The sequence below is a fragment of the Paenibacillus sp. GD4 genome (assembly GCF_030846225.1).
Lineage (GTDB): Bacteria > Bacillota > Bacilli > Paenibacillales > NBRC-103111 > Paenibacillus_G > Paenibacillus_G silviterrae.
Window position 1 is genome coordinate 1,955,894 of the sequence record NZ_JAVCYK010000002.1, and the last position, 11,933, is coordinate 1,967,826.

The following is an 11,933-nucleotide window of genomic DNA, read 5'->3' on the forward strand; positions in this document are numbered from 1 at the left end:
GATCGATTGAAATATTGAGCGTTACCGTTTAGATTTGAGCTGTGACCTGCATCACTGTTAAGATGCTGCCCGTCAACACATTACCAAAGAAAGGGGCACCGGTATTATGGCCAATCAAGACACGGCGGCTTTGACGAATCCTATGGCAGCCGCTTCAAAACCCGGAACGGGCTGGAGAAGGACGATGAAACGGTACCTGCCATTTTATCTCCTTTTTCTTCCGCCGATGTTGTATTATCTTATCTTTAGGTACGCACCTGTGGTAATGGCGCTGACCATTTCATTCATGGATTACAACATCTATAAAGGAATTCTCGCCAGTCCATGGGCCGGATTCAAACACTTTATGGACTTCTTTAACTCGGTTTACTTCTGGAGGGTGCTGCGAAATACACTTGTTATCAACTTGTTGAACGTGGTGTTCGTTTTCCCGGCGCCGATTATTTTCGCTCTCATGCTTAATGAAGTGCGTAACACAATCATCAAAAGGACCGTTCAAACGGTCAGCTACCTGCCGCATTTTATATCTACTGTCATCGTAGCGAGTATGGCGGTGACGTTCCTTTCCCCGTCGGTTGGTCTAATAAACAACCTTCTAGAGAAGCTCGGATATGAGCGCACAAGCTTTCTGCTGCAGCCCGAATACTTTTGGGCCATCTATACGGGGATTGATTTGTGGAAAACGCTCGGCTGGTCCGCCATCCTGTATTTCGCGGCTTTAACCGGGATCAACACGGAGCTCTACGACGCTGCCAAGGTGGACGGGGCCAATCGGTGGAAGCAGACTCTGCATATCACGCTGCCCGGCATCGCACCGACAATCATCATTCTGCTTCTGCTGAAGATAGGTGATATGCTCGAGGTCGGGTATGAGCTTATCGTCCTGCTCTATAATCCGAATACCTATATCACGGCAGACGTAATCGGTACCTATGTATACCGTCGCGGTATTTTGGAAGCCAACTTCAGCTTCGCTTCCGCTGTAGGCCTGTTCCAATCGGTTGCGGGCTTGGTGCTGATCATCATTGCCAACAGATTGGCCAGAAAATACTCGGAAACAAGCCTTTGGTAAAGGGGGAGCAACGATGCCTGTTCTTCGCATGGGACCGGGGAAGCTATTGTTTATCGCGATAAACACATTATTTCTGGGGGCTGTCGTTACAGTCACCTTATACCCGTTCCTCTATATTTTCGCCGCCTCCATAAGCGACCAGCTGTATATTCAGCAGGGACGTATCAGCATTATTCCAATGGGACTTCATTTGGATGCCTACCGGCGTGTGCTCGAGTTCCCGATGCTGGGAAGAGCATACCTCAACACCGTAATCTATACGGTCGTAGGCACGGCCATCAGCATGATATTGACCGTTTGCGCCGCTTATCCCATCTCGCGAAGAGATTTACCGGGGCGTAAGCTAATGACCGGGTTCATTCTGCTCCCGATGCTGTTCGGAGGGGGCTTGATACCTACGTACCTTGTAGTCAGCGCACTCGGTATGCGCAATACGATCTGGTCTATCGTGATTCCGGCAGCGATCGCTTCCTTCTATGTTTTTATCCAACGAACCTTCTTCGAGCAAATTCCGTCGGAGCTGGAGGACGCCGCAAAGATGGACGGCTGCTCGCAGCTGCAGTGTTTGTACCGAATCATCCTTCCGCTGTCGGTGCCGTCATTGGTAACCATTGGGTTGTTTTACGCGGTCGGCCAATGGAACAGCTTTTTTCCTGCAATGATATATCTGAATAACGAAGAGATGTTTCCCGTCCAAATTTTGCTGCGTGATATCGTGATCCAGAATCAGACGGATCAGATGCTGGTCGATGTCTTTGACGACAAGAACCTGGTGAGCGAATCAATCAAATATTCGACCTTAGTAATCGCAACTTTACCTATTCTTGTGGTGTATCCTTTCATTCAAAAATATTTAATCCAAGGCTCTATGATGGGATCGATTAAGGGGTAAACAAAAAGGAGGATTAGCCAATGAAAAACAAGACTGTCAAAAGAAAATTGGCCATTGCAGTTTCTGCTTTAGCTGTAGTGGTAGCGGGCTGCTCGGGGAACGGCGGCTCAGGTGCAGGTGAAGCCCCTGCTCCAACGGGTGACGCAGCCAAGTCATCTGCAAATGGCAAGGTACTAGACAAGAAAATCGAAGTTAGCGTTTATATGAGACCCAGAACCGAGTCGGTGGAGTCGAACGAGCTGCCTTGGATGAAAGCGATCGTGGAGAAGACAAATGTGTACTTTAAGTGGCTGAAAGCGCCGAACGACAATAACGATTATATCCAGAAGTTTAACCTGACACTGGCCGGCGGAGATCTCCCCGACCTGATGGAAGCGACGCCCGACCTCCTGAATAAAGGAGGAGAGAGCGGTGTTTTCGAGCCTCTGAACAAGCTGATCGATGAGCATATGCCGAATTTCAAGAAGCTCGTTCAACAAAACCCCAAAATTTTGAAGGATATTAAATCCGATGACGGCAATATATATTTCTTTCCGCAAATTTCGGCGGTCAAGACAATCAACCTGAATATTTTCCGCCAGGATTGGCTCGATAAGGTTGGCATGAAGGCGCCGACCACGACGGATGAGATGTATCAGGTTCTCAAAGCGTTCAAGGAAAAGGACCCTAACGGCAACGGTGCTAATGATGAAATTCCGTTTACCACACGGAACAAGCTGAAGGGACTGCTGCCCTTTATCGAGCCGTTCGGCGTCTCACTGGAGGAAGAATTCTATGTAGAGAACAACCAGGTGAAATACTCCTTCACCAACCCGAAGCTGAAGGACGGACTGGCCTTTGCGGCCAAGCTTTACAAGGAAGGCCTGATCGATAAAGAGTATATTACCAATGATCAGAAGATTTGGGAATCCCGGTTTACGAATCAGGTTTCGGGCTCTACCTTTGATTCCTTCCCCCGGATCGAATATTTGGAGAAGCTCGTCGTCAAAGCGAATCCAAATGTCAATATGACAGGAAGCATCCCGCTCAAGGGACCAAGCATGGAGGCCTACACCAAGAGCCAGCAGACACTGATTAAGAACGGTTTCGCTATCAGCTCCAAGTCAAAATACAAGGTGGAGCTTGCCAAAATGCATGACTGGTTCTACAGCGAGGAAGGTCAGCTTGCCCATAACTTCGGGGTACTCGGTCAAACCTATATCATGGAGAACAATGTTCCTAAATATACGGATTTGATCATGAAGGATCCAAAGCAGTCTCCACTGCTCAAAATGTATGAGCTCGGCCACCGGGAATTTGCCTATCAGTGGGATATCCGTTATGAGAACGCGATGGTTACACCGAAGATTGAGAAAATCCGCGACTCGATCACCCCGTATATCAAGGACCGATACCCGCTTACCTTATCGTTCACTCAGGCGGAACGCGATGTGCTGAACTCAAAGCTTACGGAAATTACAACATACAAAGATGAAATGATGAATAAATTCATTATGGGTGCGGAATCCTTGGACAAATTCGATGAATTTGTTAAAAATATCGAGAAAATGGGTCTGGATCAAGTCCTTAAGATTCAACAAGCCTCTTACGACCGTTATCTGAAGAGATGAACAAGAAATCCTGAGGGGTATTTGGAACAAAGTGCCCCCCTCAGGACATGCAAAAACATATGACAGATGAGGTATAATATGGTAGTTATGGTATAAGGCCTATTAAACAAGGAGTGTGGATGATGATTTACCGAGGGTTCGGCAGTACGGGCTGGAAGGCTTCTGCGATTGGCTTGGGTACCTGGAATATTGGAAATCAGTGGGGAGAGGTTGACGATGAGACCGCTTACGCAACGATACGTGCTTCGTTAGACCAGGGCGTGAATCTGTTCGATACCGCCGAGTCTTATGGAATTCCAAACGGCTTATCGGAGCAACGACTGGGCAAAGCCTTGAGTGGCTTAAGGCATAACACATACATCGTTACGAAAATCGGACATTTCGGCAAAAGGACGGGCCAAGGTGTGCCATTGACCACACCGGACATGATCAGGCTTTGTGCCCATGCTTCCCTGCACAGGCTGCGAACCGATTGGATCGACGTGCTGCTGTGCCATATCGGAGATATTCAGGATCCGTCGGTTTTCCTAGAGGGCTTTGAGATCTTGAAGCGGGACGGAGAAATCAGGGAATATGGAATATCCACCAACAGCCTGGAGGTACTCAAAAGGTTTAATGCAAACGGAACCTGCCGTGTGGTCGAGGTTGAATATTCTCTCTTGAACAGGCAGCCCGAAGAAGAGTTCTTGCCTTATTGCGAGGATAATGGAATCGCCGTGCTGATTCGGGGTCCGCTTGCAATGGGACTGTTATCCGGGAAATATTCGGAAGCCTCTGTCTTCACCGACAGTGTGCGTAACAGTTGGAATACGGATGGCGCAGGACGAAAGCAGTTCGAAGAACGCGTCCAAAGGGTGAAACAGCTCAAGCAGAGGCTGGAGCAGGATGAAGACATGGCGACAACCGCGCTCCGTTATGTGATCTCCCACCCGACGGCTGCAGTTGCCATACCAGGCGCAAAATCCCCCGAGCAGGCAGCTGCAAATGCCAAGGCAGGGGATCGACTGTTAACGGCTCAAGAGCTTGGACGGTTAAAACAATAGAATTTGTTTATTTGAAATGACCTGAGGGCCGAGTCTCAGGTCTTCGTGTGTCGAGCACAACAACTTTCTTATTGTTGTAGTGTAGAGTCCAACGACATGAAATTCCGAACAAAGAAGCCTTGCGAAATCAGGGCTTTTTTCGTTTTGTCCGGATATTCTTGTCATTACACCGGAACCTATAGAGCATTACTTACACACAGAGGAGGGCGGGTATCCCTTGATTGATTTAAATACATTACTAAAGTAGGAAATGTCATGAAATCCACAACGTTCTGCGACCTCGGTTACAGAAAAGCCGCCGGTAGATAACAACATCTCGGCCTGATTGATACGCAACTGGTTCAAATATTCCTTAAATGATATGCCGGTGTTGATTTTAAATAGTTTTCCGAGATAAACCGGGTGAAGATTGACGATTCCGGCCATCTTGGATAAGTCCAACTCCTCTGAGTAGTGGTCCATGACGTACTCCAACACTTGGTTGACCCTTTTATCTGATGAAATAGCGGCCTCTTTCCTATAGAAATTGGTCATGACCTGATGCATGATCAGCATGAAAAGTGCCCCCGATTGCATGATATATCCCGGCTCTCTCCTCATCCAGACGTGATTGAACTGTTTAATGTAATTTAAAATGTCACTCGTAATGATGTTTTTCGTCACGACTTCAAGAGGAAGTGCATCCGGGCTGCCGGCAGGCAGCCAATTGAAATTGAACGCATAAGAGTGCATGGGGAATTCTTTTATCGTATGTGCCTCTCGTTCACAGCCTAATGGGATGTAGATGACGTCACCGGCTTCCACCGTGTATTTTACACCGTTGACGTAGTAATTTGATTTACCTTCAACAACGAAGGTTAGGTCGTGGAATTTGATCGTATCTTTTCAAAGCTTCACCGAAGCGCAGCATTTTTCTTTAGACAGAAAAAGCTCCCCTTACCGTAGCAGGTTTTTTATTATTCACCTGTCTACCTTAAGGGGAGCTTATCTTGCGGCAGCTGCTCCTAATTTATTAAAGTAACGGGCAGCATTCCTATTATGAAGAATTACGAAGTTTGAGAAATAAAAAGACTCCTTGGTATGATGTTAATGGGTCCACGATGCTGGCCAGCGACCGGATCCAAAAACAAACCAAGGAGATTACAAGATGAATTCTACTCAAAATGAACGCATTAATCAAATTACTTCTTCTACCTTAGTTGTCGGAGTCGACATTGCAAAATTCAAACATGTGGCTCGAGCACAAGACAACCGTGGAGTCGAGTTCGGGAAATCCATCTCGTTTGAAAATAGCCGAGAAGGCTTTGAATTGTTCGTTAGCTGGTTCAAGAAGATTGCGACGGAGCAAGGGTTCCAGGACGTCATAGTCGGTATGGAGCCGACCGGCCACTACTGGCTGAACCTCGCGTATTACCTGGGAGAACAACAAGTTTTATGCGGCGTAGTTAATTCGCTGCACGTGAAGAAAAGCAAAGAATTAGACGACAATTCGCCGACCAAGAACGACATTAAAGATGCCAAAGTCATCGCCCAGCTTGTTAAAGATGGAAGATACGCCGTACCTAATCTTCCCCAAGGCAAATATGCCGAACTAAGGGAAGCGATGAAAATTCGCGATCATCTGTCAACCGACCTGCGAGTGGTGCAAGGCCGGGTTCATAATTGGTTGGATCGGTACTTTCCAGAGTTCCTCACGGTATTTAAGGATTGGGAATGCAAGTCCGCACGCCAAATGCTAAGCCTTTGCTTGTTGCCGCATGAATTGGTTACTCAGTCAGAGGAAGCATTGCTAAGGCATCTTAGAGAGGCGGCTAAGCGAGGTCTCGGTATGGAACGTATTAGGTGTTTGAAAGCAGCTGCAAGTCGTTCTGTTGGCATACGAGAAGGTACAGAATTAGCAAAACTCGAGCTTAAGCTGCTGTTAACACAGTATGAGTTGCTTGAGAGTAAGTTTGCAGAACTTGAAGCAAAGCTGGACGAGATCCTGAAGCAAATCCCTCATGTGAAGTCACTACTGGCCATTAAAGGAATTGGCCGGGACAGTATTGCTGGTATCCTCGCCGAAGTTGGCGACATTGAGCGTTACCGGCATCCTAAGCAAATTATTAAGCTCGCGGGTTTGAATCTAAAAGAAAACACGTCAGGGAAACACAAGGGACAGACAAAGATCACGAAGCGCGGCCGAAAACGATTACGAGCACTGCTTTTCCGCGTCATGATGCCATTAGTGGCAAAGAATCGTGCATTTAAGGCGCTACACCAGTACTACACGAAACGGCCAGCCAATCCATTGAAAAAGATGCAGTCGCTCATTGCGCTATGCAGTAAGCTGATTCGAATACTCTTTGGTGTCCTGAAAAAGGGGCATCGATTTAGTGAGGATAAGATGTTGCAGGATATCCCTCGGTTCACAGAAGTGTCGTTAGCAGCTTAGATACAATCTTTTCATAGATGACGAACGCAGATAACGAAGTACAGACAACTGAAGCACGGATGAGTCGGAACAACACTAACATACGGACGAAGGTCCTGTCGGGCAGCATATCCGACCTCCACCTCATGGACAGGTTGAATGAAGGAATGTGGGAGCGAAGACTCTGTGAGACATGGGAGGGTTGACCTCCATGAGGCGATGTGGAGATCCAAAGGTGCGACCATAAATCTCCAGAATGTCCACTTTTTAAAAACAGGTGGTCTGGGTGGATGTGTTTTTGCGCTTTCTATCTTCTACAAACTTGTTCCATACAGTGCTTGTCTCGTACGAAAGAAAAACGTTCAGAATCTAAGAAAACAAGCGTATTTAAGAGGAAAACGATTCTCCATAGAGGGAGAATAGTTGAATAAGCATTAAAAAGAAAAAGGAAATGATTAGTAATTTCCTTGCTTGTAGCAGTTGCATTTTACTTTTATTCAGTATAAAATAAATGGAAAATAACGGGAGGAGTGGGGATATGGGAAAAAAACAGAAATATCGTGATACATCGACTGTTTCAATCCCATATTTACGCTCAATTAAAACACTAAAGCATATATTGCTTTAGTGTTTTTTATTGGATGGAGGGTATAAATTGACAAGGTACAAAAGGGTTCTTATTAAACTAAGTGGTGGGGCAGTCGCTGGAAACACAGAATTTGGTTTTGAACCAGAAAGATTGGATCATATCGCAAACGAAATTATGTCAGTAGTTAACCTTGGAATTGAGGTGTCTATAGTTATAGGTGGGGGGAATATATTTCGTGGCAATATGGCGGAAAGCTGGGGAATAGAGAGAGCGGAAGCTGACAACATTGGCACACTCGCAACTGTTATTAATAGTTTAATGCTTCGAGGTGTTCTTAAAGCCAAAACAAACAAAGAAGTTCGAGTAATGACAGCGATACCTATTAGTTCAGTTGCAGAGCCATACATCAGATTAAGGGCTGTTCACCATCTGGAAAAGGGATACATTGTAATCTTTGCAGGAGGAAACGGGCAACCCTACGTTACAACAGACTATCCTTCAGTACAAAGGGCAATTGAAGTTAATTGTGAAGCACTGTTAGTTGCTAAACAAGGTGTCGATGGTGTTCTGAGCGCAGATCCTAAGAAAGAAAAAGAAGCAAAGAAGTACAGATCCCTTCACTACAACGATGTCTTGAAACATAACTTAAGAGTAATGGATCAGTCAGCTTTCATCTTGGCCCGAGATTACAATCTGCCAATGCATGTGTTCAATTTTGATAAGCCGGGCTCAATGAAAGAAATTTGTGAAGGTAAAAATAACGGGACAATAATTAGTGGGGACTCAGTTTTAGAATTGGAATAGTGCAAAGTCTGACGAGTTGTGGTCAAAAAATAATCTATAGATAAATTACAACGATATTTAATGATGAACCGTTCAACTAACTGGGAACGTTAGCTCAATAACCGCATGACAGCAGCCGGCCAGTTGTCGGATCGGCTGCCGTCGTTGCGTTAACTGGTAGAAGAGTTCAATCAACTGGAACGGGGTGTGTAATGATTGCATCTGCCAGAAAAGTAGCCTTACAAACTGTAAGAACTGTGTTAGCAGCCGACCTCGCTTGTAGTGACACTGATTTCCTGTTCGACAAGGTCACAGTAAATAAAGCTGAAATAAGAGAGGGTCGTTTTCGTTTTCCGCTACGTGAAAAATCTTTAAGCATCGTGACGATGGGAAAAGGGGTAATAGCCTCTTGTAATCAAGAACGAGTAGAGTGGGTAAAAAGAATTCTTGGAAATCTGGCACGTGGGCAAATTTTTTCCATTCAAACAGTTGCTAAATTGGAGGATTACGTAAAAAAGGATAATCAATTTATTGCTGGTCCTGATCAGAAATATATTTGTTCAGTCGATGATCTTGCAGAGTTTTATATTCCACAGGGTGTCAAAGTATCAACATATACTCAAAAAAATGTGGTAGAGCTATATGAACATATGAGCTTTAGACATGCACTATCATATCGTTCAGACAATGCCAGACCAGATATGTTGGCCACGATAGCCGAATGTGACGGGAAGATTGTCGGTATAGCTGAAGCGTCTGGAGATTGTGAACTAATGTGGCAAATAGGTGTGGATGTCTTGCCCGGATATCAAGGAATAGGGATCGGAAAAGTAATAGTCGGTACCTTAACAAAGGCTATCCTTGATCAAGGGATTCTCCCGTATTATTCAACTGAAGTTAGCAATCTACAGTCGCGTCAATTGGCAATTAGTCTGGGTTACTGGCCAGCTTGGGTACAAATATACGCCCGTTAAAATAATGATCACCATAAACGAGAGTAAAAAAGTAAATCGTATTAGCATTTGTTAACTGATACGCTAGCGGAATAACCAGGGAGCACACTTCCGCGGCAGCTGCTCCCTGGTGTCGTTGAAGTAACGGGAGGATAGTTTATTTCAAGACGTTTTTTATTAACCTCAATCAATTAATTTAGATTACAATAAGATTAAATTACTTTTGAAGGGTGTCAAAGTAATATGGAGAAAAAGATTAAACAACTATTCACTCAAGATATATTGAGCCAAGCAGCGGAGCGTTATGGGATTCACAAAGACTCAATGAACGAATTAAATGGATTTCAAAACTTCGTTTATTCTGGGATGAACGGAGATTGTGAAGTTATTCTAAGAATTGCTCACATCACACATCGGAATGAAATACTAACAAATGCTGAATTAGACTTTATTACGTTCTTGGCGGAATCTGGTGTAAACGTACCTAGACCGATTAAGTCAAAAACGGATGATATTCTTCACATCATTGACAACGCTTTTGTTGTAACAGCCTTTGAAAAAGCTCCAGGAAGAAATGCAAAGATTGCCGAAGAGAGCAATACCTTTTATGAGAATATAGGAAAAATAGTTGGAAAAATACATAAGCACTCAATTCAATTTGCACCACAACTTTTACGCTATGAATGGAATGACAATGCTTTATTAGTTTCATTTAAAAAATATTGTCCGTCAGAAATACATGACAGTTTCGACCGTTTAATCAAGGAAGTTAGCGCTCTTTCCAAGGACAAAGATACATACGGACTTATTCACGGCGATGTCAGCTGCGGCAATTACCTAAACGATGGGGATAATGTCCATATTATCGACTTTGACGAGGCAGAATATAGCTGGTTTGTGTCAGATATTGCCACGCCATTATTTTACGAAGCTCCTATCCCGTGGGTTGTGGATGGAGAGGTACGGAAAAAGATTGCAAAACGCTTTTGTTCCAACTTCTTAAATGGCTATTGTAAAGAACATACCATAAGCCAAGAGTGGTTAAAGAAAGTCCCCTTATTCATCGATTTAAGGCAAGCTAGAGTTTTATCCGCGCTATATAGAAGCAGAGATTTTAATGCCCCTGATTGGAGTGAATGGAATGAACAAGCTCGACGCTTCTATTTTTCCAACCTACTGAATAACACACCATACATTGATTTGGACTTTTCAAGAATATAATATTGATTCTTCGCTATCTGGGAACGATAGCACAACAACCAGGGAGCAGTCCGCCGCGCGGCATCTGCTCCCTTCTTCATTAAAGTAACGGGCAGCAGTTTAACGCAACTCTTTCATACAAACTTCGTCTAAATTGTTTCGAATGGAGGGAATCGAAAATTAGTCAACTAAAGGGGAATTCAATAGGTTATTTAGGACTTTTGTTGTGTGGAATGTACTTGTTATATCAAGTGACTTTGCCTTGGAACCCAATGGCTATACAAAAGCATACCGTTTCATTCCTGAGAGCAGTTCAGGAGCAAAATTATGAGAGAGCAGCTGAACTGTTTGGCTGGGAAGGTCGAAAAACCGAGGGTAGCAAGGCAAGCTCTTGGCTGCGACTTTTTGAAGAAAAAGGTGTTCGGTTACTATCTTTTAGTAACGTTCGGGCTGAATACGACGATGGTTGTTATTGTAAGGGACATGCAGATTTGATCTTCGAGGTGAATGAAAAACCTTTGGAGGTTACTGCTGTGATCACGTTTGGAGTAGGTGCAAAGCCAAAACAAATTTGCGCGATTACACCCTCGGGAATACAGGCTGGATCCATTCCCCAGCTTGCAGCGTGGAATTCATTGGCATGCGGGAATAGCTCGTTTTAAGTGACTGAACTATCTGGGAACGTTAATGCAATAACCAGGGAGCAGATCGCCCACATTGGCTGCTCCTTGGCAGTGTTGAATTATCGGGCAGCATAGTGCAACATTCATATTCTCTTTTAGCGTCCTAACTTATGGATATTAAAGGGAGGGATATGCGTGAGGTCAGTGATGTTTATTTTTTTGTTAATCACTTTCATTTCAAGTGGTTGTACTATTCGTGTAAGTTCAAAAGATGAAGTCATTATTACATCAGAACAGATTAAACAAGCATTTGCGGCGTATAATATACCCTTATCTGATCCACAAGGGTTAAGCCCAAATAATGTATTTATTCGGATCTTGAATGGTGTCAAACCAGAAGTTTATGCAATTAGTGAAGATAAGTTAATCAGCTTCTATGTCTATTCCTCCAACCAAGAGGCTAAAAAAGGATTAAGTGAATTTGAGAATATTCCAGCGTCTTTTGTAATGCATAGCAAAAATCAAATAGCGAATATTTTACTTTTTTATATTGCGGAGGACGCATCAACAAATGTACGTATTAATGAAATTGTGAAGGGATTGCTTGTCACGAAGTGAGCTTTTTCATTGTGCTAACGGTGAACGATAGTTAAACGATCTAGGAGTAGTTTGCTGTGGCAGCTGCTCCATTTTTTCATTGAAGTAACTAACAGTTTACGTTAACCCAATCTTCCATCGGAAAGTCTAATGGTCTA

Annotated in this window: 11 protein-coding genes; 10 read left to right on the forward strand and 1 reads right to left on the reverse strand. The window is 44.2% G+C overall.

Translation table 11 applies throughout. From position 1 onward, the window contains the following. The first annotated feature begins 106 nt into the window (after positions 1-106). From RAC89_RS31250 to RAC89_RS31265, 4 genes are all read left to right on the forward strand, one after another. Complete coding sequence (locus RAC89_RS31250) at positions 107-1,072, forward strand: ABC transporter permease (protein WP_306617622.1); 966 nt, start codon at positions 107-109, stop codon at positions 1,070-1,072. 13 nt (positions 1,073-1,085) lie between these two features. After that, complete coding sequence (locus RAC89_RS31255; protein ID WP_306617624.1) at positions 1,086-1,964, forward strand: carbohydrate ABC transporter permease; 879 nt, start codon at positions 1,086-1,088, stop codon at positions 1,962-1,964. A gap of 20 nt (positions 1,965-1,984) precedes the next feature. Beyond that, positions 1,985-3,574: an extracellular solute-binding protein gene (locus RAC89_RS31260; RefSeq protein ID WP_306617626.1), complete on the forward strand. Its 1,590-nt coding sequence runs from the start codon at positions 1,985-1,987 to the stop codon at positions 3,572-3,574. Between the two features lie 119 nt (positions 3,575-3,693). Beyond that, positions 3,694-4,617, forward strand: coding sequence for an aldo/keto reductase (locus RAC89_RS31265; RefSeq protein ID WP_306617629.1), 924 nt, complete (start codon positions 3,694-3,696; stop codon positions 4,615-4,617). A 186-nt stretch (positions 4,618-4,803) separates the two neighbouring features. Here the strand turns inward: RAC89_RS31265 and RAC89_RS31270 are convergent, their stop codons facing one another. After that, positions 4,804-5,421: a helix-turn-helix transcriptional regulator gene (locus RAC89_RS31270; RefSeq protein WP_306617631.1), complete on the reverse strand. Its 618-nt coding sequence runs from the start codon at positions 5,419-5,421 to the stop codon at positions 4,804-4,806. Between the two features lie 343 nt (positions 5,422-5,764). Between RAC89_RS31270 and RAC89_RS31275 the strand changes: the two genes are divergently transcribed. From RAC89_RS31275 to RAC89_RS31300, 6 genes are all read left to right on the forward strand, one after another. After that, entirely contained in the window at positions 5,765-7,051 is a 1,287-nt protein-coding gene (locus RAC89_RS31275) for an IS110 family RNA-guided transposase (RefSeq protein WP_306617634.1), read from the forward strand. Positions 7,052-7,685: 634 nt separating this feature from the next. Continuing rightward, on the forward strand, positions 7,686-8,423 hold the full coding sequence (gene pyrH, locus RAC89_RS31280) for a UMP kinase (protein ID WP_306617636.1): 738 nt from the start codon (positions 7,686-7,688) through the stop codon (positions 8,421-8,423). Positions 8,424-8,614: 191 nt separating this feature from the next. After that, entirely contained in the window at positions 8,615-9,376 is a 762-nt protein-coding gene (locus tag RAC89_RS31285; RefSeq protein WP_306617638.1) for a GNAT family N-acetyltransferase, read from the forward strand. 222 nt (positions 9,377-9,598) lie between these two features. After that, positions 9,599-10,576 (forward strand): phosphotransferase enzyme family protein, encoded by a 978-nt coding sequence (locus RAC89_RS31290; protein ID WP_306617640.1) that lies wholly within the window; start codon positions 9,599-9,601, stop codon positions 10,574-10,576. A 306-nt stretch (positions 10,577-10,882) separates the two neighbouring features. Then, entirely contained in the window at positions 10,883-11,050 is a 168-nt protein-coding gene (locus tag RAC89_RS31295) for a hypothetical protein (protein WP_306617642.1), read from the forward strand. 323 nt (positions 11,051-11,373) lie between these two features. Beyond that, positions 11,374-11,796, forward strand: coding sequence for a hypothetical protein (locus tag RAC89_RS31300; protein ID WP_306617643.1), 423 nt, complete (start codon positions 11,374-11,376; stop codon positions 11,794-11,796). The last annotated feature ends 137 nt before the right edge of the window (positions 11,797-11,933 follow it).

Bases quoted from the DNA above. Each gene is read 5' to 3' on its own strand.
- RAC89_RS31295 (WP_306617642.1), top strand. From the start codon at position 10,883: ATGAGAGAGCAGCTGAACTGTTTGGCTGGGAAGGTCGAAAAACCGAGG.
- RAC89_RS31255 (WP_306617624.1), top strand. From the start codon at position 1,086: ATGCCTGTTCTTCGCATGGGACCGGGGAAGCTATTGTTTATCGCGATA.
- RAC89_RS31275 (WP_306617634.1), top strand. From the start codon at position 5,765: ATGAATTCTACTCAAAATGAACGCATTAATCAAATTACTTCTTCTACC.
- RAC89_RS31285 (WP_306617638.1), top strand. From the start codon at position 8,615: ATGATTGCATCTGCCAGAAAAGTAGCCTTACAAACTGTAAGAACTGTG.
- RAC89_RS31250 (WP_306617622.1), top strand. From the start codon at position 107: ATGGCCAATCAAGACACGGCGGCTTTGACGAATCCTATGGCAGCCGCT.
- RAC89_RS31265 (WP_306617629.1), top strand. From the start codon at position 3,694: ATGATGATTTACCGAGGGTTCGGCAGTACGGGCTGGAAGGCTTCTGCG.
- RAC89_RS31260 (WP_306617626.1), top strand. From the start codon at position 1,985: ATGAAAAACAAGACTGTCAAAAGAAAATTGGCCATTGCAGTTTCTGCT.
- RAC89_RS31290 (WP_306617640.1), top strand. From the start codon at position 9,599: ATGGAGAAAAAGATTAAACAACTATTCACTCAAGATATATTGAGCCAA.